Raw genomic sequence first — 24,944 nt, forward strand, 5'->3', positions numbered from 1 at the left:
GCATCGTATTAAAACAAGAGAAAACTTGGAGAAATGCGTCAGTCACCTGCCAATCGAATTCTGATCCTGTTGAAAACCGAAGGGCCGCAACTGGCGTCGGCCATCGGCGATGCGCTTGGCATATCATCGGAGGCTGCCCGCCAGCAATTGACGAAGATGGCGGAGGAGGGGCTGGTCGAGCCGGTGGCGGAAGCCACGGCCGGCAGGGGCCGGCCACGGCAGTCCTGGCACCTGACGGTCGCCGGCAACAGGCAGTTTCCGGACGGTCACGCCGACCTGACCGCGACGCTGCTTGCGACCATGGTCAGCCAATTGGGGCAGGAGGCCGTCGATACCGTCATCTCCGCCCGCGAAACGGATACGCTCCGGCGCTATCGCAGCGAAATCGACCTCGAAGCCGATCTGCCCTCGCGCGTCGCGAGCCTGGCCGCCATCCGCACGCGGGAAGGCTACATGGCCGATCACTGGCAGGAGGATGACGGCTCGCTGATGCTGGTGGAAAATCATTGCCCCATCTGCGCCGCCGCCTCTGCCTGCGCCGGCTTTTGCCGCTCCGAGCTGGAGACTTTCCGGCTGGTGCTCGGCGCGCAGGTTGAGCGGGAGGAGCACATCCTGCGCGGCGCGAGGCGCTGTGCCTACAGGATTCGTGACGCGGCCTGAGAGGCCATTTTTATACCGCCCGCCGGTATCGGAGATTGGCAAGGCGGGGTGCAGCCGCTATCACTGCCCGTCCCGCAAATCAAAGGCTGCTTTCCATCATGTCGAATCCCGTCTGTGTCGAAGTCACCCGTGGCAACCAGGTCGAAAGCCGTCATCGCGGTTCCATAGTGGCCGTCGATGGCGATGGAAAGCTGGTCTTCTCGGTCGGCGATATCGAAAGCGGCGTCTTTCCGCGTTCCGCCTGCAAGGCAATGCAGGCCCTGCCGCTGGTTGAAAGCGGCGCCGCGGACGCTTACGGCTTCGGCAATAAAGAGCTGGCGCTCGCCTGCTCGTCCCACAACGGCGAGGACGAGCATGTCGCGCTTGCCGCCTCGATGCTGGCGCGCGCCGGCCGCGATGTCGATGCGCTCGAATGCGGCGCGCACTGGTCTTTCGATCAGAAGACCCTCATTCATCAGGCCCGTACCATCGAAAAGCCTTCGGCGCTGCACAACAATTGCTCCGGCAAGCACGCCGGTTTCGTCTGCGCCTGCTGCCATCAGGACATCGATCCGAGCGGCTATGTCGGCTACGATCACCCGCTGCAGCAGCAGATCCGCGAGACGATGCAGAGCCTGACCGGCGCTATTCTCGCCCATGACAATTGCGGCACAGACGGCTGCTCGATCCCCACCTATGCGGTGCCGCTCAAGGGATTGGCGCATGGATTTGCCAGGATGGCGACGGGCGCCGGCCTGGAGCCGCTGCGCGCCAAGGCGTCGCGCCGGCTGTTCGAAGCCTGCATGGCGGAGCCCTTCTACGTCGCCGGCACCGATCGTGCCTGCACCAGGCTGATGCGGATCGCTCCCGGCCGCATCTTCGCCAAGACCGGCGCCGAAGGCGTGTTTTGTGCGGCGATTCCCGATGAGGGCATCGCCATCGCCGTGAAATGCGATGACGGCACCACCCGCGCGGCGGAAGTCATGGTGGCGGCGGCGCTGGCCCGCTTTTTCGATAAGGACGGCGCGGTTCATGCCGGTCTCATGGCGATGGCCGCCAGGTCCTTCAAAAACTGGAACGGCGTCCATATCGGCGATATCAGGCCGGCCGCGGTCCTGACGGCGTGAGGACTGCGGCCGCTATCCGCTTTTCTCATCGTCTCAGGCAATTCCGGGAAAGTGCGCAGCGGTTTTCCGTTCGGAATTGCGCAAAGACATATGGATAGGGCGTTTTCGCGATTCGAAGAAAAACGGAAAACGCTCTATTCGGCCGCCAGGTGTTGCCGGACGACCCTGTATTCCTGCCAGATGAGGATCATGACCACGAGGTCGAAGATCGTGAGGATGATGAGCCCAATGCCATGCGTGTCGGTGAAGCGGTAGAGCTGGTAGGCGATGAAAAGACCGAGCGCCACCAGCGATGCCGGATAGGCCCACATCTTGCCCCTGAGCAGGCCGATGACGAGCAGCACCTTCACCAACCCATGGCTCAGCAGGTAGTAGGCATAGAAATTCTTGGTGCCGACGGAAAAATCCTGTGCCCAGGTCAGCAGATGGGTGGCGATGAAGTCCTTGGGGTCGTTGAGCAATTCGGGCTGCGTGATCCTGTTTGCCAGGCGCAGGATGGACTCGGTGCTGACGAGCGCGAGACCGATGCCGCCGAGGCATTCGATCAGGGCATGCGCGCCCTTCAACAGCACGCTGATTTCGAAAAGCTGATGAATGCGGCGTTCGTTCATGGGCGATTGTCACCTCTTTGCGTCTAGAGAGGTAGGCCTGATCGGCGACGGCCGCAAGGCAAGCCGACCATGACGTCCGTATCGCCCGCGAGCGCGGTATTCCGGTCTGCTACAGGCTGTAGGACGTGCCCGGCCGCGGTCAAGACATCCGCCGCCCGTCCCTACGATCCGACATCGTCGGGATGGGCGGCCGGCCTTGCCGATCAAAACCTTTTGTTGCAGGTATCTGCGTCGGCCACTTCCGTATTTGCGCGGTTGCCTTTAGCTTCCTCGCGGGAGTTCAATCGAGGAACGGAACATGCTGACATTCTATTATGCCCCCGGAAGCTGCGCGCTCGCCAGCCTCATCGCCCTGGAAGAATCGGATCTCGCCTACGAGCACCGCCGCCTCATCCTTGCCAATGGCGATCAGCGCCAGCCGGAATATCTGGCCATCAATCCCAAGGGGCGGGTTCCGGCGCTGCTGACAGACAAGGGCATCCTTACGGAGAACATCGCAATTCTGGCTTACATCGCCCAGATTGCGCCCGCCGCAAGACTGGCGCCGCTCGACGATCCCTTCGAATTCGCGCAGATGCAGGCCTTCAACAGCTATCTCTCATCGACGGTCCATGTGAACCATTCGCACAAGGGACGCGGCGCGCGGTGGACCGATGACGCCGCCGCCATCGAGACGATGAAAGCCAAGGTGCCGCAAACCATGGCCGAAAGCTTCGCCCTGATCGAGGACAAGATGCTGAAAGGCCCCTGGGTGATGGGGGACCAGTATACCGTCGCGGATTGCTATCTCTTCACCATGGCAACGTGGTTGCCGGGAGACAATGTCGATCGCGACCAGTTCACGAAGGTAAGCGCGCACTATCGCCGCATGCTCGATCGCCCGGCCGTGCAGAGGGCGCTTGCCATCGAAAAGGGCTGATCCCGTCAGCCAAAGGTCGCCAGAAGCTTCTTCGGGGCGCGGTATCGCCACGCCTCGATAAGACGCAGCGCCAGTTCCTGGTCGCCGATCGCTGCGATGCGCAGCGGCAGGGAAGGCCAGCCGACGTAATGATCCGTCTGGAAATAGATGTCCGGCGCCATTTCCATCAGCTGCTCCTTGCGGTCGATCGGCAGCGACAGCACGATGGTCTCGTTATTCTTCACCGTCGCGAAGGCTTTGCCGCCGACCTTGAAAGCCGGCAGGCCGTAATGTGCGCCGGGTTCCACGCCTGGCAGCCCCGCCTTTGCGATAAGCCGCTGCAGTCGTTCCACGATGGCGTCCATATCGAGGTTCGATGTCATGCGCGTGAATGAAGCAGGTTTCTCCTAGGCGCATTCTTCCGACCGAACGGCCTGCTTGTCCATAGGCCGCCCCAGATTTTCCGGCATGAGCGGCAGGTCGGCCAGTTCTTCCAGCGACATGGCCGCAAGCATGGGATGCTGCAGCGGGTCAGCTTCCTGTTCGCGATGCTCTTCCGGTGGGTGTGTGAAGAAAAACTTCAAGATCGACATTGGCGTATGCCTCCCTGGTTTTCCGCATCGAGGCAGCGTAAGGGCTTCGATCGGCGGAACGGTGGGATTTTCAGCTCTATTATCGCGATAATCGTGCTTGTTTTCGCTTCTTTCAATTGAGAATGTCGGAAGGCTGCTATAGATATTCTATAATGAGAAACCTCAATAGCGTTCACCTGAACGGCTTGCGTGCCGTCGAGGCGGTCGGCCGGCTCGGTTCGCTGCAGGCAGCGGCCGACGAGCTCGGTGTGACGGTCGGCGCGGTCAGCCAGCAGGTCATCAAGGCAGAGGCCCAGCTCGGCCGTCCGCTGTTCGAGCGCACGCCGAAAGGCATGACCGTGACCGCATCGGGTGTGACGGTGCTGGCAAGGCTTGGCGAGGGTTTTCGGGCGCTTTCGGCGGCAATCTCCCTCGCGCAGCATAAGGACGAGAATATTCTCACCATTTCGGTTGCGCCGGTTTTCGCCGCCCGCTGGCTGGTGTACCGGCTCGACCGCTTCGCCAGCCGCCACCCGGATATCCGCCTGCGCATCGATGCCACCACGCATCTGATCAATCCGGCGACGTCAGATGTCGATATCGCCATTCGAGTCGGCAGCGGCCAGTGGCCTGATGTCAGGTCCGAGCTGCTGCTGGCGCAGGAGGTATTCCCGGTCGTCACGCCGCGGATCGCCGCGACCTTGAAAGAACCTGCCGATCTCTTGAAAGTGCCCGCCGTCATCGACGGGCATGCGATGTTCGGCTGGGAAGTGTGGCTGCGCGAGGCCGGGCTATCAGGTCATCGCATGGAAGAACGGCATATCTTCAACGATGCGTCGCTCTGCCTGGATGCCGCCATGGCAGGGCAGGGTGCGATGCTCGCCTGGCAGACGCTTGCGGCTTACGCGCTTGAGCAGAAGTGTCTTGTCGATCCCTTCGGCATCCGCGCCAGAACGGGCTTCGGCCATTACTTCGTGACGGCCGAAGGTATTCGGGAGCCCAGAAAAGTCACTGCTTTCAAGACCTGGATCCGCGAGGAAATGGAAGAGAGCATCCGTCTCTTCCGATAAGCCCGGTAAGGAATGGCACGCAAACCGGGCGGCGGCCTTGCGGCGGCGCGCGCATCAGGGGCGTCAGACCGGCTCCTTGCTACGGGCCGCCTGCATGGCCTTGTAGGCATCGCGCGACTGGCAGCGCTCGATCCAGGCCTTCACCTTCGGGCGCGCGTCGAAGAGTTCCCGTTCGGTCTGGGCATAGCGCAGCACTTCGGCCAGGTTGAGATCGGCGGCAGTGAAGCGGTTTCCGACGAGATAATCCTCAGTTTGCAGGTGCTTCTCCAGCACGTCGAGCGGCTTCTTCAGCGAGCGGCAGGCAACCGCGATCCCGGCCTTGCCCGGCTCGCTGTTTTCCTGGGCATTGTCATGGATGCGGACGAGCGCCACGCTGTAAGGCTCGACTTCGGTCGCGGCCCACATGGTCCACATCGACATCAGCCCTTCCTCCTCCACGCTCTTGCCGGCAAGGGGGCCGCCATATCTGCGCGCAAGATAGAGATTGATGGCAAGCGACTCATGCATGATGAGATCGCCATCCTTGATGCAGGGGATCATGCCCATCTGATTGATCGCCAGAAACTCCGGCGACATCGTGTTGATCGGCGCATCGGCGGCGAACGGATCGGCAAGCCGGCCGGCCTGAATGACCGGTACGGACTGGAACGCGATGCCGAGCTCCTCCGCCATCCAGTAGTTGCGCGATGCGCGCGAGCGATAGACACCGTAGATCGTCAGCATAGGGCTCTCCGAGGTTTTTGAGTCGCGCGAGGTTATTGGCGGGTGTCGGCGAAAGGAAGGGGTGTCCGCCGATATCCGAGCGAAAGCTTGCGATGGATGACAGGCGCAGGAGCCGCGATGCGCGGCTCGGATGGCGGCGGCAAGCACGAAATATCCGCAAGCCGCCTCAAATCTTTGCAAATCATGCGGTGCGCATGCCGCCTTCGTTCGGAAATTAGCGCCGCCGCATGGTAGAGTTCCGGTATGGTTTTCATCGGAAGCGGCAGGAGGCTTCCGGCGAAAACGAACTTGCGCATTCGCTAACTGCGATCTCGGGAGGAGAGCAGATGCTTGCGACCAGTGTATCGCTAGACGACAAATATACCGCAGAGGAAGGCCGTGTTTTCATGACCGGCCTGCAGACGCTGGTGCGGCTGCCCATGACGCAGATGCGGCGTGACCGCGCCGCCGGGCTCAACACGGCAGCCTTCATTTCCGGTTATCGCGGCTCGCCGCTCGGCGGCTATGACCAGCAGCTTCTGAAAGCGCAGACTTACCTCGACGCGCACGACGTCACCTTCCAGCCCGGGATCAACGAAGATCTCGCCGCCACCGCCGTCTGGGGTTCGCAGCAGGTCGGCCTGTCGCCGGGTGCCCGCAAGGACGGCGTGCTCGGCATCTGGTACGGCAAGGGTCCGGGCGTCGACCGCTCCGGCGACGTGCTGAAGCACGGCAACGCGGCCGGCACGTCCAGACATGGCGGCGTGCTCTGTTTCGCCGGCGACGACCATTCCGCCAAATCCTCGACCATCCCGCACCAGACCGACCATGATTTCATGTCGGCGGTCATCCCGGTCATCTATCCTTCGTCCATCCACGAATTCCTCGAATACGGCCTGCTCGGCATTGCCATGTCGCGCTATTCCGGCTGCTGGGTCGGAATGAAATTCATCGCCGACACGGTTGAGACGACGGCTGCCGTCGATCTTTCGGGGGAACGGCGGCAATTCGTGCTGCCGACCGATTTCGAGCTGCCGCCCGGCGGTCTCAACCTGCGTTGGCCCGATCCGCCGCTGGTCCAGGACGATCGCCTGCAGACCTACAAGGCCTATGCCGCCATCGCCTTCGCCAGGGCCAATCGCGTCGACGAAATCACCCATGACGTGCCCAACGCCCGCTTCGGCATCATCTCTTCCGGCAAGGCCTACGAGGACGTGTTGCAGGCGCTGCGGGAGCTTGAAATCGGCCCGAGGGAAATGGCCGCCATCGGCATGCGTATTCTGAAAGTGCGCATGCCCTGGCCGCTGGAGCCGGAAGCGGTCCGGCATTTTTCGGAAGGACTGGACGAGGTTCTGGTCGTCGAGGAGCGGCGCGAGATCATCGAAAACCAGATCAAGCAGCAGCTGTTCAACTGGCGGGCCGATGTCCGCCCGCGCATCGTCGGCAAGTTCGATGAGCATGACAAGCCCTATCTCAGCCTCTCGGCCGCGTTGACCGTCGGTGCCGTCGCCAGAGCGATTGCCGGACGCATCGTCAAGCTTGATCTCGACCAGGGCCTGCATGACCGCATTGCCGCCAAGCTCGCCTATCTTGCCGAGCGCGGCCAGATCAGCCGCAGCCATGTCGCGCCGCTGAACCGCACGCCGTTCTTCTGCTCCGGCTGTCCGCACAACACGTCCACACGGGTTCCCGAAGGCAGCCGTGCCATCGCCGGCATCGGCTGTCACTACATGGTGACTTGGATGGACCGCAACACCGAGACCTTCACCCAGATGGGCGGCGAAGGCGTGCCCTGGACGGCAATCGCCCGCTACACAGACGAAAAGCACATGTTCGTCAATCTCGGCGACGGCACCTACTTCCATTCCGGCATTCTCGCCATCCGCCAGTCCGTCGCCTCCAAGGTCAACGTCACCTACAAGCTGCTATACAACGATGCCGTCGCCATGACCGGCGGCCAGCCGATCGACGGCTATCTGACGCCGCAGCTGGTGACGAAGCAGTTGCACGACGAAGGCGTCAAGCCGATCTACCTGCTGTCGGACAATCCGGATGCCTATCGCGCCTCCGAGCTGGCCCCCGGCGTCAAGGTGCTGCATCGCGACCATATCGATCAGGTGATGCTGACGCTGCGCGAGACCGAGGGCTGCTCGGCCATCGTCTATGTCCAGACCTGTGCCGCCGAGAAGCGCCGGCGCCGCAGCCGCGGCCTGATGGAGGATCCCGCCAAGCGCGTCTTCATCAACCCGGCCGTCTGCGAGGGCTGCGGCGATTGCTCGGTGCAATCCAACTGCATTTCGGTCGAGCCGCTGGAAACGGAGTTCGGCCGCAAGCGCCGGATCAACCAATCGAGCTGCAATAAGGATTTTTCCTGCGTCAAAGGCTTCTGCCCGTCCTTCGTGACGGTTCATGGCGGCAAGCGGCGCAAGCGCAAGGCGCTTGAGCACGCCGATGTCGAAGTGCCGATGCCCGAAATTCCAGTCATCGGCGACCGACCCTGGAATATCGCCATTGCCGGCGTCGGGGGCACCGGCATCCTGACCGTCGGCGCCATCCTCGGCATGGCCGCGCATCTGGACGGCAAGGTGCCGATGATCCTCGACATGGCCGGCCTCGCCCAGAAGGGCGGCGCGGTCATGAGCCACCTGCGCATCGGCCACAATGAGGCCGACGTCACCTCGTCGCGCATCGTCAATGGCGGCGCCGACCTGCTGTTATCGGCGGACGAGGTGGTCGGCGCTTCCAAGGATGCGATTACGCTTTGCTCCTCGGCGCGCACGACGGCCATCGTCAACACCGGCCTCATGCCGGTCGCCGACTTCGTCCGCAACCGCGATTTCGATTTCAAGGCCGGATCGATCCAGCACACGATTGCCAGGACAGTCAGCGACAAGTCCGTCTTCCTCGATTTCAACCATGTCGCGACCGAGGTGACGGGCGATGCCATGTCGACCAACATCCTGCTGACCGGTTTTGCCTGGCAGCGCGGCCTGCTGCCGCTTTCTCTGGAGGCGATCGAAAAGGCGATCGAGCTCAATGGCGTCGCCGTCAAGGCAAGCCTTGCCGCCTTCCATTGGGGCAGGCTTCTGGCGCACGATCCCCCGGCGGTGCATGCCATGATGGCCGAGCCGGATGCCGGCCGGACGCTGGTGGACATGAGCCTCGACGAGCTCGTCAGGCATCGCAAGGCACATCTGACGGCCTATCAGAATGCAGCGCTTGCCGACCGCTATGCCGCTTTCGTGGCTCATGCCCATGCGCTTGCTGCAAGGGAGCGGCTTTCGGACAAGGTGCCCTTTGCCGTCGCCGTCACCTATGCGCGGGTCCTGGCCTACAAGGACGAATACGAGGTCGCCCGCCTGCTGACCGATCCCGCCTTCGAAGCGCATCTGCGCGAGGAGATGGAGGGCGATTTCAAGCTGGCCTTCAATCTCGCGCCGCCCTTCCTCGGCGGCAAGGATCCGAACGGCCGGCCGAAGAAGCGCGAATTCGGCGCCTGGATCCTGCCGTTGCTGCGCATGCTTGCGCCGATGAAGCGGCTGCGCGGCACACCTCTCGATCCATTCGGTCATATGGCCGAGCGGCGGCTGGAGCGCCGCCTGATTGCCGACTACGAGGGGATTGCCGGGCGCGTGCTTGCCGGCCTGCGCCACGACAACGAGGCGGAGGCACTTGCCATCCTCTCGCTGTTCGATGAGATAAGAGGCTTCGGACCGGTCAAGGAGGAGGCTGCCCGGAAAATCATGGCCGGGATTGCCGACAAGCTGAAGACCTACGAGACGCTGCGGCAGAAGGAGCATGTTCCGGCGGATGCCGCATGACGGCTGCGGCGGAAGCTTGAAGCGGGCGCGATGAGACATAGGTTCGAAAAGATCGGTCGTTCGGGAAGATCGGGAGGAGAAGCCGGATGTTTGCAGGGGGATTGAACTTCGCGCTGGGCGAGGACATCGAGGCGTTGCGCGAGCAGGTGCGCCGCTTTGCCGCCAACCGCATCGCACCGTTTGCCGACGAGATCGACCGCAACAACAGTTTCCCGATGCATCTCTGGAAGGAGATGGGCGACCTTGGCTTGCTGGGGATCACCGTCGACGATGCCTATGGCGGCGCCGGCCTCGGCTATCTCGCCCATACGGTCGCGATGGAAGAAATCAGCCGCGCATCGGCCTCCGTCGGCCTGAGCTACGGCGCTCATTCCAACCTCTGCGTCAACCAGATCCACCGCAACGGCACGACGGCGCAGAAGGAGCGCTATCTGCCGAAGCTGATATCGGGCGAACATGTGGGCGCGCTGGCGATGTCGGAGCCGGGTGCCGGCTCCGATGTCGTCTCCATGAAGCTGCAGGCCGAAAAGCGTGGCCGGCACTATGTTCTGAACGGCAGCAAGATGTGGATCACCAACGGCCCGGATGCCGATGTCCTCGTCGTCTATGCCAAGACTTCGCCAGATGCAGGCCCGCGAGGGATCACCGCCTTTCTGGTCAAAAAAGGCTTTCCCGGCTTCTCCGTCGGCCAGAAGCTCGACAAGCTCGGCATGCGCGGCTCGAACACCTCGGAGCTGATCTTCCTCGATTGCGAGGTGCCGGAGGAAAATATTCTGGGCGAGGTCGATGGCGGCGTGCGCGTGTTGATGTCGGGACTGGACTACGAGCGCGTCGTACTATCCGGCGGTCCCGTCGGCATCATGGCCGCCTGCATGGACGTGGTGCTGCCCTACATGCATGAGCGCAAGCAGTTCGGCCAGTCGATCGGCGAATTCCAGCTCATGCAGGGCAAGCTTGCCGATATGTATGTGACGATGAACGCGGCGCGCGCCTATGTCTATGCGGTGGCTGCCGCCTGCGATCGCGGCGAGACGACGCGCAAGGACGCCGCCGGCTGCATTCTCTATTCCGCCGAGAAGGCGACGGCGCTGGCGCTGGAATGCATCCAGGCCCTCGGCGGCAACGGCTATACCAATGATTATCCGGCCGGACGGCTTCTGCGCGACGCCAAGCTCTATGAGATCGGCGCCGGCACGTCCGAAATCCGGCGCATGCTGATCGGCCGCGAGCTGTTCGGCGAGACGGCCTGATTTCGAATCCCGTTCCCATCAACCGGTGAAGCGCATGACCGTCCTGAAATCAGAGATATCGACGCATACGGATCGCTTCCGGGATAACCGCGCCGCCTTGCTGGAGGCGATCGGAGTGGCCGAGGCGGCGGTCTCGCAGGCGGCGGAAGGCGGAGGCGCGCAGGCGCGCGAGCGCCATGTCAGCCGCGGCAAGATGCTGCCGCGCGATCGCGTCGCCGGCCTGATCGATCCCGCTACGCCGTTTCTGGAGATCGGGACGACGGCCGCTCATGGCCTCTATGGCGGCGACGCGCCGGGCGCCGGGCTGATCGCCGGTATCGGCCGCGTCTCCGGCCGCGATTGCATGATCGTCTGCAACGACGCCACGGTCAAAGGCGGCACCTATTATCCGGTCACGGTAAAGAAGCATCTGCGGGCGCAGGAGATTGCGGCGGAAAACAGTCTTCCCTGCATCTATCTCGTCGATTCCGGCGGCGCCAACCTGCCGAACCAGGACGAGGTCTTTCCGGACCGCGATCATTTCGGCCGCATCTTCTACAATCAGGCCAATATGTCGGCGGCGGGCATTCCGCAGATCGCCGTCGTCATGGGCTCCTGCACGGCGGGCGGCGCCTATGTGCCGGCCATGTCGGACGAAACCATCATTGTCGAGAAACAGGGGACGATCTTTCTCGCCGGCCCGCCGCTCGTCAAGGCGGCAACGGGAGAGGTGGTTTCGGCCGAGGATCTCGGCGGCGGCGACGTTCACACGCGTCTCTCAGGCGTTGCCGATCATCTGGCGCGCGACGACGCTCATGCGCTTGCGCTCGCCCGGCAGGCGGTCGCCAATCTCAACCGCCGCAAGCCGGAGAGCGTCGAACGTCGCACCCCGGAAGCGCCGCTCTACGATCCGGAAGAGATCCTGGGAATCGTCCCATCCGACCTGCGCACGCCCTATGATGTGCGCGAGGTCATCGCCCGCATGGTGGATGGTTCCCGGCTCGACGAGTTCAAGGCACGTTACGGAACGACATTGGTTTGCGGCTTCGCCTATATCCACGGCATTCCCATCGGCATCGTCGCCAACAACGGCGTTCTTTTCTCGGAATCGGCTCTCAAAGGCGCACATTTCGTCGAGCTTTGCTCGCAGCGCAGGATTCCTCTGGTCTTCCTGCAGAACATCACCGGCTTCATGGTCGGCCGGAAGTACGAGACCGAAGGCATCGCCAAGAACGGCGCCAAGCTGGTGACGGCCGTTGCCACAACCAGGGTCCCGAAGATCACCATGCTGATCGGCGGTTCCTTCGGCGCCGGCAACTACGGCATGGCCGGCCGTGCCTACTCGCCGCGTTTCCTCTGGACATGGCCCAACAGCCGCATCTCCGTCATGGGCGGGGAGCAGGCGGCGGGCGTGCTCGCCACCGTGCGCGGCGAGGCGCTGGCGCGCGCCGGCAAGCCCTGGACGGCAGAGGAAGAGGCTGCCTTCAAGGCCCCGACGCTCAAGATGTTCGAAACCCAGAGTCACCCGCTCTATGCCTCGGCCCGCCTCTGGGACGATGGTATCATCGACCCGCGCAAGAGCCGCGACGTGCTGGCTCTGTCGCTTTCAGCAGCACTCAACGCGCCGATCGAAGACACACGCTTCGGTCTTTTCAGGATGTGAGGAGATGGAGATGAAACGCGATGCCATCAATGCCAGGAATGCGCCGCAGCCGCGCGGCGGCTATGCGCAGGCCGTGAAGCTCGAGAATTTCGAGAAATTGCTCTTCGTCAGCGGCCAGATACCGACCGATGTCGATGACAGCTTGCCGGAGGGTTTTCAGGCTCAGGCCCGGCAGGTCTGGCACAATATCGACGCCCAGCTGAAGGCGGCTGGCATGACGAAGGACGATATCGTCAAGGTCACCACTTTTCTCGCCGACCGCCGGCACACGATGGAAAACCGCGAGATTCGCGCCGAATATCTCGGCTCGCTCACGCCGGCCATGACTGTCGTGATCGCGGGCATTTTCGATACCGCCTGGCTGCTCGAGGTCGAGGTTATCGCCGCGCAATAGGGACGACCGATGTTTTCGAAGATACTGATCGCCAATCGCGGGGAAATCGCCTGCCGGGTCATCCGGACGGCGCGGCGCATGGGCATCCGCACGGTCGCCGTCTATTCCGATGCCGACAGGGATTCCCTGCATGTGGCGCTGGCGGACGAAGCCGTTCACATCGGCCCGGCCGCCGCCAGCGAAAGCTATCTTTCGAAGGAAAAGATCATCGCCGCCGCTGAGCGGACAGGCGTGCAAGCCATCCATCCCGGTTACGGCTTTCTCTCGGAGAATGCGAACTTCGCCGAAGCGGTCGAGGCCGCGGGTCTGGTCTTCATCGGCCCGTCTCCGGCGTCGATCCGCGCCATGGGACTCAAGGATGCCGCCAAGGCATTGATGGAGCGTGCCGGCGTGCCTGTGGTTCCCGGCTATCACGGCGATGGGCAGGAGCCCGGCTTTCTTGCCGGGCAGGCCGCTGGCATCGGCTTTCCGGTGCTCATCAAGGCGCGTGCGGGCGGCGGCGGCAAGGGCATGCGCCGCGTCGACCGGCCGGAGGATTTCGAGGCTTCGCTGGAGGCGGCGAAGCGCGAAGCGAAATCCGCCTTCGGCGATGACGCGGTGCTGATCGAGAAATATCTGGTCAAGCCGCGCCACATCGAGATCCAGGTCTTCGGCGATAGCCAGGGCAATGCCGTGCATCTCTTCGAGCGCGATTGCTCGCTGCAGCGCCGGCACCAGAAGGTGATCGAGGAGGCGCCGGCGCCCGGCATGACGGAGGAGATGCGCAGCGCCATGGGCGAGGCGGCCGTCCGCGCCGCCCGCGCCATCGATTATCGCGGCGCGGGCACGGTCGAGTTCATCGCCGATGTTTCCGACGGCCTGTCGCCGGATCGTTTCTTCTTCATGGAAATGAACACCCGCCTGCAGGTCGAGCACCCCGTCACCGAAGCCATCGCGGGCGTCGATCTGGTGGAATGGCAGTTGCGGGTCGCGAGCGGCGAGCCTCTGCCGAAGACCCAAGATGAGCTTGCCATCAACGGCTGGGCCTTCGAAGCGCGCATCTATGCCGAAGACCCCTCGCGCGGCTTCCTGCCGGCAACCGGCACGCTCTCGCGCTTACGCTTTCCCGGCGGCGATGTCCGCATCGATGCCGGCGTGCGCGAGGGCGACAGCATCACCACGCATTACGATCCGCTGATCGCCAAACTGACAGTGCATGCGCCGGATCGCGCGGCTGCTCTTGCCAAGCTCACGCGAGGGCTGGAGCAGACGCAGGTCGCCGGAACCACTACCAATCTCGATTTCCTGATCCGGCTCAGCCGCCAGCCGGACTTCGCCGCCGGCCATCCTGATACGGGATTGATCGACCGGGATGTGGAGGCGCTGACCGCGGCGCAACAGCCCGACGATGCCGCCCTTGCCATCGCCGCCATTGTCGAGGCGGGCGGGTTTGCTGAAGTCGCCGGCAGCGATCCCTGGCTCTCGCTCGGCGCCTGGCAGTTGTGGGGTGAGGCAAGCCGCCTCGTCACACTGCATTTCGCCGGCGGTCAGAGGAATTGCCGCGTGACTGCCAGGGATCGGACACTTTTCAGAGTCGCCTTCGATGATCGCGCTATTCCTGTCCGCCTGCTTGCGGGTGAGGGCGTTTCCCGGCGCATCGAGATCGATGGCAGGCAGTCGCGCGCCGATATCTTCGAGACATCGTCAGGCGTCACCCTGTTTCTCGACGGGCAGACGCATCATTTCCACCGCTTCGATCCGCTCGACGGCGGCGAGGAGACAGCCAGCGGCGGCGACCGCGTGATTGCGCCGATGCCGGGTCTCGTCAAGATCGTCCGCGTGCGCGAGGGCGACACGGTTGCCAAGGGTCAGGCGCTGATCGTCATGGAAGCCATGAAGATGGAGCTGACGCTGACGGCGGCACGCGACGGCATCGTGGAAAGCCTGCATGTCGGCGAGGGCGATCAGACCAGCGAAAGCGCCGTGCTTCTGTCGCTTCGCCCGGAGGATGCGGCATGACCGACACGCCTTCCAACCGCGTCACCATCGTCGAGATGGCACCGCGCGACGGGCTGCAGAACGAGAAACAGCCGGTCGATACCGCGCGCAAGATCGAGCTGGTCGACCTGCTGTCGGATTGCGGTTTCGAGCGCATCGAAGTCACCAGCTTCGTCAGCCCGAAATGGGTGCCGCAGCTTGCCGATGCCGCCGCCGTCATGGCTGGAATAAAGCGACGTTCCGGCGTCCGTTACACAGCGCTTGCGCCCAATATGCAGGGGTTCGAGGCAGCGCTTGCGGCCGGTGTCGATGAAGTGGCGATCTTCGCTTCCGCGTCCGAGACCTTCTCCATGCGCAACATCAATTGCTCGATCGCCGAGAGCATCGAGCGCTTCCGGCCGGTCGCCGCCGCCAGCCGCGACCGCGGTCTGCCATTGCGCGGCTATGTCAGCTGCGTCGTCGGATGCCCTTATGAAGGCGCGGTGCCGCCGCAAAATGTCGTCAACGTCGCATGGCAATTGCGCGCGCTCGGCTGCTACGAGATCAGCCTCGGCGACACGATCGGCAGAGGGTCGCCCGAAGCCGTCGACCGGATGCTCGCCGCAGTGCTGGGCGAACTTCCCGCGACAGTGCTGGCCGGCCATTTTCACGATACGTCCGGCCGCGCGCTCGAGAATATCGCCGTTGCGCTGGAACGCGGCCTGCGCGTCTTCGACGCCGCCGCCGGCGGTCTCGGTGGTTGCCCCTTCGCCCCTGGGGCCAGGGGCAATGTCGACACCGTTTCGGTTCACGACTATCTGTCGGCGAGAGGTTACGAAACCGGCCTCGACCAGGACAAGCTTGCCCGCGCCGCCGCCTTTGCCCGCAGCCTCAGGAGTGCCTCATGACACCGCAAACGATCCGCGTCGCAACCGATGAACGCGGTGTTGCTCGCCTTGCGCTGGCGCGGCCGGAAAAGCACAATGCCCTGTCGGCCGGGATGATCGATGATTTGACGGCAGCAACGCACGATCTCGCCCATGACAAGGCGGTTCGGGTCGTCGTGCTGACCGGCGAGGGGTCGAGCTTCTGCGCCGGCGGCGATCTCGGCTGGATGCGCGCGCAGTTCGACGCCACGCGTGCCGGGCGCATGGCCGAGGCACGCCGGCTTGCCATGCTGTTCAAGGCACTGAACGAGCTGCCGAAGCCGCTGGTCGCCCGCGTCCACGGCAATGCCTTCGGCGGCGGTATCGGCATCCTGAGCGTCTGCGACATGGCGATCTCGGCATCGACGGCCCGTTTCGGCCTGACGGAGGTGCGTCTCGGCATCATCCCTGCCACCATCAGCCCCTATGTCGTCGCCCGCATCGGCGAGACGAACGCCCGTCCGCTCTTCCTCTCCGGCAAGATCATCGATGCCTGGCAGGCGCACGCCGCCGGTCTCCTGTCGCGCGTCGTTGCCGAGGACGCATTGGATGAAGCCGTGGAGGCCGAGGTGCGCCATTTCCTGGCGGCATCTCCGCAAGCCGCGGCTCGCGCCAAGGCATTGGCGCGCTCCGTCGGCAGGCCGATTACCGATGGCATGATCGATCACGTCGTCGAGCAGCTGGCGGATGCGTGGGAGACCGAAGAGGCGAGGGAGGGCGTTACCGCCTTTTTCGAGAAACGGCAGCCGAACTGGCGAACGGCCTAAACGAGCCTGTTGTTTTCGACGGTCAATTGTGGGAACTGCACGTTCCCCTTGACCAATTCGCCGGAGGCGGGCTTATCCCAGCGAAAGCCCATGATCGCGGCTTGCTGCATCTCCTGGAAGAGATTGCCCGCAATAACAGCCGAGCCGGCGCCGTCCGCCACCGAGACGACGCAGCCGATGCCGGCGTGCTTTACGATATTGCCGGTTGCGACGACGTTGCGGAGATACTGGCCCCAGCCGAGCCTTAGCCCCCAGAGCGGCGCATTCTCGATGACATTGTCTGAAATCAGCGTATCCGCCTCTGCGGATATGCCGATACCGAAGCCGCCATCCTGCGCATAGGGTGCCGTCAGCGACAGGTTGCGGATGATATTGCCCGTTACCGAGGCGAGCCTTCCGCCCTTGTCGAAATTCGTGACCGCTATACCATTGGCGGCGCCGTCGACCAGGTTGTTGCTGATGGTGGCACCGACGAACTCGAATTCGCAGTAGATGGCGGTTTCGCCCGAGCGCAGGCACTGGTTGTTCGAGATCTGCACATTCGAGGCCGAGTTGGCGCGAATGGCGGTGAAGGCGCAATCGGCAACGTGATTGCCCGAAACCGTGACGCCATCGGCGCGAAAGACGTTGATGCCGTTGCCGTTCTGGCCGGTGCCGCCATCATTGGCGCGGATGCGGGCAATGCGGTTGTTGATGACGCTGCTGCCATCCTCGGCCTTGTCCCAGCGATGAATGAGAATGCCGCCATTGCCGCAATCCTCGACGCGGTTGCTGCTCACGGCCAATCCGGTTGATTGGACGGAATAGATGCCGGCTTCCGCGGCGCCGGTGATGCGGTTGCGCTCGATCCGGCCGCCGCAGCGCTCCAGCTGCAGCGCATGCTTGCGGCTACCGGCGATTTCGCAATTGTCGATCAGCACCTCGTCGACGCCGGTAAATTGCAGCAGGCCGCCGGCATAATCGGCAAGCCAGCGATTGCCGCCGTCGAGCACGAGGCCGGAAAGCTCGATGCGCCTGGCCTTGTCGGCATTCATCAGATGGCCGTCACCGCTGTAGACGAGCCGCGAGGCACCGGGAACGCCGGTAATGCGCGTATTGTCCGGCAGCGTCAGATTGGAAATGTTGTAGGTGCCGGGCGGCAGGAAGAGCGGAATATTGGTGCGCGCCGCATTGTCGATCATCGCCTGCAGCTTGCCGCTCCTGAAGTCGCTCGCACCCGGTGTCGTCTTCAGCGCAATGGCGTCGATCGGCCCGCGCAGCTCGGCGCTCGTCATCTTCGCAAGCGGCGCGGCGAAAACGCGGGGCGCAAGCAGGCCAGCCGCAGCCGAGGCGGCGAGGGAAGCGATAAAGGCGCGGCGCTGGATCATTGCGAACTCCGTGGATCGCATCCGCAAAGCAGAAATCGTGCCAGCCCGATCTGTCCCGCTTTGGTACAGAAGCCCGCCGTTTGCCCGCTCACGGCCGGTGACGAGAACCGAACTCTTCGCATTTCATTTACCAGTCCGGCACATGCGACGCCTCGATGAGTTCGCGCTAGGGGCGACTCGCCACGCGTGTTAACCCAGCCACATGCGGATCGCTGCCTTTCAACGTCTGGCACTTTTCGACGCCGTCGAACAGGCGGCCGAGGTGCTGGCGCGCGATCTTGCCTGGGCTGAAGCGCAGGGCATCGATCTTGCCCTTTTTCCGGAATGTTACCTGCAGGGGCATAGCTACGGTAAGGCCATCGCCGAACGCCGCGCACTTTCCTTGGACGATCCGCATCTGAACGCCCTTGTCGCCCGTTTCGCGGCGGGGAAAACGACTGTCATCGTCGGCTTCTTCGAGAGAAGGGATGACGGGGTCTACAATAGCGCTCTCGTCGCCAAGTCCGGCCGGATCATCGGGGTTTATGCCAAGGCGCACCCACTCGAAAGCGGTTGCATGCCCGGCAGGGATTTCCCAGTCTGGAAAGAGGGCCATTGGCGCTTCGGCATCAATATCTGCGGCGATCTCAGATATCCCTACATGGCGCGTCGTCTGGCTCTCAAGGGAGCCGGCCTCATCTGCAACCCCATCAACCTGATGCTCCGGCCCCACAAGGCGGAAAAGTGGCATCGGCCGGGCATTTCGAGCCTGCAGATCTGCGCCAGGCATACGGGATGCTGGGTCATGGCATCCGATGTGGTCGGCAGCAACGACGATGGCTGGTTCAGCTATGGCAGCAGCGCCATTGTCGATCCGAACGGCGTTGTCGTCGCCAAGGCGAAACCGCATAGCGAGGATGTCCTCGTCTTCGACCTGCCCGATCGGCAACCCGGGTGCGGATTTACTCAAAAAGCTGCTGTCATCGCTACCTAATCGTGCAAATCGCGCTATCCTCATAAGTCATGAGACCGGACCAACTGCTTTATCCAGCGCCTGAGGGACTGTTTTGCCCGATCGGCGGCTTCCATATCGACCCCGTGCAGCCGGTCGGGCGGGCGCTGGTTACGCACGGCCATTCCGACCACGCCCGCTCCGGCCATGCCCATGTGCTCGCCACGCGCCAGACGCTCGACATCATGCGTATCCGCTATGGCGATGACTTTGCCGGTTCGGAGCAGGCGGTTGCCTTCGGCGAGGAGGTGACGATCAACGGCGTCAAGGTGCAGTTCCATCCTGCGGGTCATGTCCTCGGCTCGGCGCAGATCGCGGTGGAGAAGGATGGGCTGCGCATCGTCGTTTCCGGCGATTACAAGCGGCGGCCGGACCCGACCTGTGCTGCCTATGTGCCGGTTCCCTGCGATGTTTTCATCACCGAGGCCACGTTCGGCCTGCCGGTGTTCCATCATCCCGATCCCATGGCCGAGACGCGCAAGCTCCTGGCCTCGCTTCGCCAGTTTCCCGAGCGAACGCATCTGATCGGCGCCTACGCACTCGGCAAGGCGCAGCGTGCCATTCGCCTCTTGCGCGATGCCGGCTACGACAAACCGATCTACATCCATGGCGCGCTGGAGACGCTGTGCAATTATTATGTCAGTCAAGGCATCGCGCTTGGCGAGCTGCGGCCGGCCACCATCGAGAGCAAGGATCAGACTATCTTTCAGGGCGCCGTCGTCGTCGGGCCGCCCTCCGCTTTTCAGGACCGCTGGGCAAGGCGCTTTCACGAGCCGCTTCCGGCCTTCGCTTCCGGCTGGATGATGGTGCGCCAGCGCGCCAAGCAGCTCGGCGTCGAACTGCCGCTGGTCATATCGGACCATTGCGACTGGCCCGAGCTGACCGGAACGATTTCCGATCTCAAGCCGGGCGAAGTCTGGGTCACGCACGGCCGCGAGGAGGCGCTGGTGCGCTGGTGCGAGCTGCAGGGCATTGCCGCCAAGCCCCTCCATCTCATCGGCTACGAAGACGAGGGAGATTAAGTGATGAGGAGCGTGGTTTGTCTCTCCTTCTCCCCGGCGGGGAGAAGGTGGCCCGAAGGGTCGGATGACGGGGATTTCCGCGATAATATTGTAAAGCGGCAGTCTAAGCGTCGTGCTCGGGACCACCTCTGCTCTTCCTCATCCGCCTGCCGGGCACCTTCTCCCCGAGGGGAGAAGGAGGTATTCAGATGAAAGCCTTCGCCGATCTCCTCGACCGCCTGGTGCTGACGCCGAGCCGCAACGGCAAGCTGAAGCTGCTGACCGACTATTTCCGCGACACGCCCGATCCCGATCGCGGCTATGGCCTGGCCGCCATCGCCGGCACGCTCGAAGTGCGCAACGTCAAGCCCGCCATGTTGCGCGAACTCGTTCTCGAGCGCATGGACGAAGTGCTCTTCCGCTATTCCTACGATTACGTCGGCGACCTCGCGGAGACGATCTCGCTGGTCTGGGACAAGGAGAGCGATATCGAGCGCCCCGCCGGCGAGCAGCCGAAGCTTGGCGAAGTCGTGCGCAGCATGAACGCGCTGGGAAGGACAGAGGTGCGCAGCTTCGTCCGCGATCTGCTCGACCGGCTGGATACGTCGGGCCGGTTCGCCTTCCTGAAGCTTGCGACCGGCGCCCTGCGCATCGGCGTCTCGGCTCGCCTCGCCAAGCAGGCGCTGGCCGAGCTTGGCGGCAAGGACGTGACGGAAATCGAAACGCTGTGGCATGGGTTGCAGCCGCCTTACGAAAGCCTGTTCCGCTGGCTTGAGGGCAAGGGCGATCGGCCGATACTGGCGACGCCGGCGATCTTCCACTCCGTCATGCTCGCCAATCCGGTCGAGCCGGGCGATCTCGACGGGCTCGACCCCGGCGATTTCGCCGCCGAGTGGAAATGGGACGGCATTCGTGTCCAGCTTTCGCGCGCAGGCGATACGAGCAAGCTCTACTCGCGCTCCGGCGACGACATTTCCGGTGCGTTCCCCGATATCGTCGATGCGATGAACTTCGAAGGCGTCATGGACGGCGAATTGCTGGTCGGCGGCACCGTGCGCTCCAACAGCCCGACGCGCAGCTTTTCCGATTTGCAGCAGCGCCTCAACCGCAAGACCGTCACGTCAAAAATGCTGGACGAGTTCCCGGCTTTCATCCGTGCCTACGATCTTCTCTTCGATGGGGCGGAGGACGTGCGCGCCCGCGGCTTCCTCGACCGGCGCGAGCGGCTGACCGAGATCATCGAAGCCGCGCCGCACGACCGCTTCGATCTCTCGCCGCTCGTCGATTTCTCGGCTTGGGAGGAGCTGGACCGGCTGCGCTCCTCGCCGCCCGATCCGGTGATCGAGGGCGTGATGCTCAAGCGCCGCGACAGTGCCTATCTTGCCGGCCGGGCCAAAGGTCCGTGGTTCAAGTGGAAGCGCGATCCCTACAATGTCGATGCCGTGCTGATGTATGCGCAGCGTGGCCACGGAAAACGCTCCAGCTACTATTCCGATTTCACCTTCGGCGTCTGGGCGACGACGCCGGAGGGGGAGCAGCTCGTGCCTGTCGGCAAGGCCTATTTCGGCTTCACCGACGCGGAGCTGGAAGTGCTCGACAAGTTCGTGCGCAACAATACCGTCGATCGTTTCGGCCCTGTGCGGGCCGTGCGCGCCGACCGCGATTTCGGTTTCGTGCTCGAAGTGGCCTTCGAGGGGATCAACCGCTCGACGCGCCACAAATCGGGCGTGGCGATGCGCTTTCCCCGCATCGCGCGGCTGCGGCCCGACAAACCGCCTTACGAGGCGGATCGGCTTGAAAGTTTGATTGCGCTGATTGACGCCAAGGCTCCCGCTGTCGATGAATAGGCAAGGGCGATTCCTCACTACAAAGTGAGTTGGCCTTGCCTTTCGACCCGTGCAGATTTGAACTGCGCCGGGATATTTGGACAGAGCTCATGACCATGTCTGACGATAACGTATTCCGTCCCAATCGCCGCGGCGTTCTTGCCGGTCTCGCCGTTACGCTTTTCGCGCCGAACATCGTGAGGGCAGCCGATGACAGCACGCCCGGAAGCAAGCCGGCCGTGAACAAGGGCGAGATTGCCCGCAGCGATGAAAAGGCTGCCGATGCGCCGCCGCAGCTCGCGGGCGACTATGCCAAGGAACGCCATGGGTTCCGGACGGACCTCTTGAACAAGGGGCCGGCTCCCGACATCTACGAACCCTTGGTCACGCCCTCGACGGCTGACCAGCTCTTCTATCGCAGCGGGCTCGGCGGCGAACTGGAGCTCGTCGCCTGGGTCTCCCGCTACAAGCGCGCGCCGAAGCCGAAGCCGGCCGTGCTTTTCCTGCATGGCGGCAACGCCATCGGCCAGGGTCATTGGCAGCTGATGAAGCCTTATATCGAAGCCGGCTATGTCGTGATGATCCCATCCATGCGCGGCGAGAACGGTCAGAAGGGCAATTTCTCCGGTTTTTACGACGAAGTCGCCGATGTGCTGGCCGCTTCCAACCGGCTGCGCCACCTGCCGGGCGTCGACCCGCATCGCCTGTTCCTGGCGGGACACAGCATCGGCGGCACGCTGGCCATGCTGGCGGCCATGTCGACCGAGCGGTTCCGTGCGGCTGCGCCGATATCGGGCAATCCGGATGCCTATGCCTTCTTCGGCCGCTATCCGCAGGATATCCGCTTCGACACCAAGAACCCGCGCGAATTCCAGATGCGGTCGCCGCTCTGCTATGCCCACAGCTTCAAATGCCCGGTCAAGCTGTTTCACGGCACCGAGGAGGCGCATTTCGATGCGCGCCTGGCGCTATTGTCGAAGCGGGCGACATCCGCCGGCGTGAAGATGGAGATGGCGACGGTGCCGGGAAGCCATAACTCGGCTCTGCCGGGCGAGATCGAGCAGAGCATCGAGTTCTTCAGGAGCGTGGCCGTCTAGAGAGCGGCCGCTAGGCCATCATCCGCTCGATCAGCGCCGTCGCCGCTTCCGCGATCACGGTTCCGGGCGGGAAGATCGCATCGGCGCCCGCCGCCTCCAGCGCCGCGAAATCCTGTGGCGGAATGACGCCGCCGACGGCGATCAGCACATTGCCGGCATGGCGGCGCGCAAGCGCAGCCTTCAGTTCCGGCACCAGCGTCAGATGGCCTGCGGCAAGCGACGATGCGCCGACGATGTCCACGCCCTCGCGCACGGCGACGTCGGCCACTTCCTCCGGGGTCTGGAACATGGCGCCGACGACGACATCGAAGCCGAGATCGGCAAAGGCCGTGGCGATGACCTTCTGGCCGCGATCGTGGCCATCCTGGCCCATCTTGGCGATCAGGATGCGCGGCTTCTCGCCGCGTGCCCGGCGGAACTCCTCCACTTTGGCCACCGCGGCATTGAAGGCCGGATCTTCGGTGCCGACTTCCTTGCGGTAGACGCCGGAAATGGTCCTGATCTCGGCGACGTGACGGCCGTAGGCCTTTTCCAGCGCCAGCGAAATTTCGCCGACGGTTGCTCTTGCCCGGGCCGCCTTCACGGCGAAATCGAGCAGATTGCCGGTGCCGTTTCGCGCGGCGTCGGTCAGCGCATCCAATGCGCTCTCCACTGCTGCGGTCTCGCGCGTGCCCTTCAATTGCTGCAGCTTGGATAGCTGGCGCGCCCGCACTTCGGAATTATCGACCTTCAGGACATCGACCTCGATATCCTTTTCCGGCTTGGAGAAATTGATGCCGACGACGGTCTGGTGACCGCTGTCGATGCGCGCCTGCGTGCGTGCGGCTGCTTCCTCGATCCGGAGCTTCGGAATGCCTTTTTCGATCGCCTTCGCCATGCCGCCGAGCGCCTCGACCTCCTCGATATGGGCAAGGGCGCGGGTTGCGAGATCATGGGTCAGCCGCTCGACATAGGCCGAGCCGCCCCATGGGTCGATGATGCCTGTCGTGCCCGATTCCTTCTGCAGCAGGATCTGCGTGTTGCGGGCGATGCGGGCGGAATGATCGGTCGGCAGCGCCAGCGCTTCGTCGAAGGAATTGGTGTGGAGCGATTGGGTGTGCCCCTGAGTGGCGGCCATCGCCTCGACCATGGTGCGGATGATGTTGTTCATCGGGTCTTGCGCGGTCAGCGACCAGCCGGAGGTCTGGCTGTGCGTCCGGAGCGCGAGGGACTTCTGGTCCTTCGGCGCGAAGTTCTTCTGCATCAGAGCGGCCCAGATCAGCCGCCCCGCGCGCATCTTGGCGACCTCCATGAAGAAGTTCATGCCGACCGCCCAGAAGAACGAGAGGCGGGGCGCGAAGCGGTCGATATCGAGCCCGGCGGCGACGCCGGCCCGCGCGTATTCTATGCCGTCGGCGATAGTATAGGCGAGCTCCAGGTCCGCCGTCGCGCCGGCCTCCTGCATGTGATAGCCGGAGATCGAGATGGAGTTGAACTTCGGCATCCGCTGGCTGGTATAGCTGAAAATGTCCGAAACGATGCGCATCGAGGGCTGCGGCGGATAGATGTAGGTGTTGCGAACCATGAACTCCTTGAGGATGTCGTTCTGGATCGTGCCGGAAAGCTTGTCCTCGGAGACGCCCTGTTCCTCCGCCGCGACGATGTAGAGCGCCATGATCGGCAGAACCGCGCCGTTCATGGTCATCGACACGCTCATCTCGTCGAGCGGGATGCCGTCGAAAAGCTGGCGCATGTCGAGAATGGAATCGATCGCCACCCCTGCCATGCCGACATCGCCCGCGACGCGCGGATGATCGCTGTCATAGCCGCGGTGGGTGGCGAGATCGAAGGCGACGGAAAGCCCCTTCTGCCCGGCCGCCAGATTGCGGCGATAGAAGGCATTTGATTCCTCGGCCGTCGAGAAACCGGCATATTGGCGAATGGTCCAGGGCTGCTGGACATACATCGTCGGGTAGGGGCCGCGCACGAAAGGCGCCGCGCCGGGATAGGTGTCGAGGAAGTTCAGACCGGTGAGGTCGCCTTCGCTGTAGGCACGCTTGACGGCGATGCCTTCGGGGGTCTCCCAGGCCGCGGTATCGCTCGTTGGCGATGTTGCTTGCGGTCTGGTCCAGGAGATGGTGGCGAAGTTTGGGATCTTGGTCATGGAGCGGAAGCCTCCCTGGACGCCGGACGTGCAGTACCCCCCTCTGTCGCTTTTGCGACATCTCCCCCACAAGGGGGGAGATTGGAAGCTCGTGGAGCCTTTCCACCACGAACAAGCACCTCATCTGTGGCGGTGCGGGTTGTG

At 63.5% G+C, this 24,944-nt stretch carries 21 protein-coding genes; 15 read left to right on the plus strand and 6 right to left on the minus strand.

Annotated features, from left to right (window positions below; genetic code table 11):
* Positions 1–33: 33 nt before the first annotated feature.
* Positions 34–660 (plus strand): helix-turn-helix transcriptional regulator, encoded by a 627-nt coding sequence (locus tag ACJJVH_RS02795; RefSeq protein WP_412064694.1) that lies wholly within the window; start codon positions 34–36, stop codon positions 658–660.
* Between the two features lie 98 nt (positions 661–758).
* On the plus strand, positions 759–1,766 hold the full coding sequence (locus ACJJVH_RS02800) for an asparaginase (RefSeq protein ID WP_412064695.1): 1,008 nt from the start codon (positions 759–761) through the stop codon (positions 1,764–1,766).
* A gap of 134 nt (positions 1,767–1,900) precedes the next feature.
* On the opposite strand, the gene ACJJVH_RS02805 is transcribed toward ACJJVH_RS02800, so the two are convergent.
* The gene (locus ACJJVH_RS02805; RefSeq protein ID WP_112796803.1) at positions 1,901–2,377 is read right to left on the minus strand and encodes a DUF2127 domain-containing protein; all 477 of its coding nucleotides are present in this window, start codon (positions 2,375–2,377) and stop codon (positions 1,901–1,903) included.
* Between the two features lie 298 nt (positions 2,378–2,675).
* Between ACJJVH_RS02805 and ACJJVH_RS02810 the strand changes: the two genes are divergently transcribed.
* Positions 2,676–3,296: a glutathione S-transferase N-terminal domain-containing protein gene (locus ACJJVH_RS02810; protein ID WP_112796805.1), complete on the plus strand. Its 621-nt coding sequence runs from the start codon at positions 2,676–2,678 to the stop codon at positions 3,294–3,296.
* 5 nt (positions 3,297–3,301) lie between these two features.
* On the opposite strand, the gene ACJJVH_RS02815 is transcribed toward ACJJVH_RS02810, so the two are convergent.
* Together ACJJVH_RS02815 and ACJJVH_RS02820 are read right to left on the minus strand one after the other, a co-directional pair.
* Complete coding sequence (locus tag ACJJVH_RS02815; RefSeq protein ID WP_412064696.1) at positions 3,302–3,658, minus strand: MmcQ/YjbR family DNA-binding protein; 357 nt, start codon at positions 3,656–3,658, stop codon at positions 3,302–3,304.
* A gap of 24 nt (positions 3,659–3,682) precedes the next feature.
* Complete coding sequence (locus tag ACJJVH_RS02820) at positions 3,683–3,868, minus strand: hypothetical protein (RefSeq protein WP_113405523.1); 186 nt, start codon at positions 3,866–3,868, stop codon at positions 3,683–3,685.
* 152 nt (positions 3,869–4,020) lie between these two features.
* Here ACJJVH_RS02820 and ACJJVH_RS02825 point away from each other — a divergent pair, with 152 nt between their 5' ends.
* On the plus strand, positions 4,021–4,917 hold the full coding sequence (locus tag ACJJVH_RS02825; protein ID WP_113370354.1) for a LysR substrate-binding domain-containing protein: 897 nt from the start codon (positions 4,021–4,023) through the stop codon (positions 4,915–4,917).
* Positions 4,918–4,980: 63 nt separating this feature from the next.
* On the opposite strand, the gene ACJJVH_RS02830 is transcribed toward ACJJVH_RS02825, so the two are convergent.
* Complete coding sequence (locus tag ACJJVH_RS02830) at positions 4,981–5,640, minus strand: glutathione S-transferase family protein (RefSeq protein WP_412064697.1); 660 nt, start codon at positions 5,638–5,640, stop codon at positions 4,981–4,983.
* A 326-nt stretch (positions 5,641–5,966) separates the two neighbouring features.
* Between ACJJVH_RS02830 and ACJJVH_RS02835 the strand changes: the two genes are divergently transcribed.
* The 7 genes from ACJJVH_RS02835 (at position 5,967) to ACJJVH_RS02865 (ending at position 16,375) form a co-directional block, all read left to right on the plus strand.
* On the plus strand, positions 5,967–9,440 hold the full coding sequence (locus tag ACJJVH_RS02835) for an indolepyruvate ferredoxin oxidoreductase family protein (RefSeq protein ID WP_412064698.1): 3,474 nt from the start codon (positions 5,967–5,969) through the stop codon (positions 9,438–9,440).
* A gap of 86 nt (positions 9,441–9,526) precedes the next feature.
* Positions 9,527–10,690: an isovaleryl-CoA dehydrogenase gene (locus ACJJVH_RS02840; protein ID WP_113391798.1), complete on the plus strand. Its 1,164-nt coding sequence runs from the start codon at positions 9,527–9,529 to the stop codon at positions 10,688–10,690.
* Positions 10,691–10,724: 34 nt separating this feature from the next.
* Positions 10,725–12,332 (plus strand): carboxyl transferase domain-containing protein, encoded by a 1,608-nt coding sequence (locus tag ACJJVH_RS02845; RefSeq protein ID WP_412064699.1) that lies wholly within the window; start codon positions 10,725–10,727, stop codon positions 12,330–12,332.
* 10 nt (positions 12,333–12,342) lie between these two features.
* Positions 12,343–12,726, plus strand: coding sequence for a RidA family protein (locus ACJJVH_RS02850; protein WP_113385252.1), 384 nt, complete (start codon positions 12,343–12,345; stop codon positions 12,724–12,726).
* 9 nt (positions 12,727–12,735) lie between these two features.
* Positions 12,736–14,724, plus strand: coding sequence for an acetyl/propionyl/methylcrotonyl-CoA carboxylase subunit alpha (locus ACJJVH_RS02855; protein WP_412064700.1), 1,989 nt, complete (start codon positions 12,736–12,738; stop codon positions 14,722–14,724).
* Complete coding sequence (locus ACJJVH_RS02860) at positions 14,721–15,590, plus strand: hydroxymethylglutaryl-CoA lyase (RefSeq protein ID WP_412064701.1); 870 nt, start codon at positions 14,721–14,723, stop codon at positions 15,588–15,590. The genes ACJJVH_RS02855 and ACJJVH_RS02860 overlap by 4 nt, the downstream gene beginning before the upstream one ends.
* Positions 15,587–16,375, plus strand: coding sequence for a crotonase/enoyl-CoA hydratase family protein (locus ACJJVH_RS02865; protein WP_412064702.1), 789 nt, complete (start codon positions 15,587–15,589; stop codon positions 16,373–16,375). The genes ACJJVH_RS02860 and ACJJVH_RS02865 overlap by 4 nt, the downstream gene beginning before the upstream one ends.
* Here the strand turns inward: ACJJVH_RS02865 and ACJJVH_RS02870 are convergent.
* Positions 16,372–17,742, minus strand: coding sequence for a TIGR03808 family TAT-translocated repetitive protein (locus ACJJVH_RS02870; RefSeq protein WP_412064703.1), 1,371 nt, complete (start codon positions 17,740–17,742; stop codon positions 16,372–16,374). The genes ACJJVH_RS02865 and ACJJVH_RS02870 overlap by 4 nt on opposite strands.
* 202 nt (positions 17,743–17,944) lie before the next feature.
* Between ACJJVH_RS02870 and ACJJVH_RS02875 the strand changes: the two genes are divergently transcribed.
* From ACJJVH_RS02875 to ACJJVH_RS02890, 4 genes are all read left to right on the plus strand, one after another.
* The gene (locus ACJJVH_RS02875; protein WP_412064704.1) at positions 17,945–18,715 is read left to right on the plus strand and encodes a carbon-nitrogen hydrolase family protein; all 771 of its coding nucleotides are present in this window, start codon (positions 17,945–17,947) and stop codon (positions 18,713–18,715) included.
* Between the two features lie 29 nt (positions 18,716–18,744).
* On the plus strand, positions 18,745–19,755 hold the full coding sequence (locus tag ACJJVH_RS02880; RefSeq protein WP_412064705.1) for a ligase-associated DNA damage response exonuclease: 1,011 nt from the start codon (positions 18,745–18,747) through the stop codon (positions 19,753–19,755).
* 188 nt (positions 19,756–19,943) lie between these two features.
* Entirely contained in the window at positions 19,944–21,581 is a 1,638-nt protein-coding gene (locus ACJJVH_RS02885) for a cisplatin damage response ATP-dependent DNA ligase (RefSeq protein WP_412064706.1), read from the plus strand.
* Positions 21,582–21,670: 89 nt separating this feature from the next.
* A complete protein-coding gene (locus ACJJVH_RS02890) occupies positions 21,671–22,657 on the plus strand; it encodes an alpha/beta fold hydrolase (protein ID WP_112796837.1) in 987 nt (328 codons plus the stop codon).
* Positions 22,658–22,667: 10 nt separating this feature from the next.
* Here the strand turns inward: ACJJVH_RS02890 and scpA are convergent, their stop codons facing one another.
* Complete coding sequence (gene scpA, locus ACJJVH_RS02895) at positions 22,668–24,800, minus strand: methylmalonyl-CoA mutase (protein WP_412064707.1); 2,133 nt, start codon at positions 24,798–24,800, stop codon at positions 22,668–22,670.
* Between the last annotated feature and the right edge of the window lie 144 nt (positions 24,801–24,944).

The sequence above is a fragment of the Rhizobium sp. SYY.PMSO genome, from assembly GCF_046840415.1.
Lineage (GTDB): Bacteria > Pseudomonadota > Alphaproteobacteria > Rhizobiales > Rhizobiaceae > Rhizobium.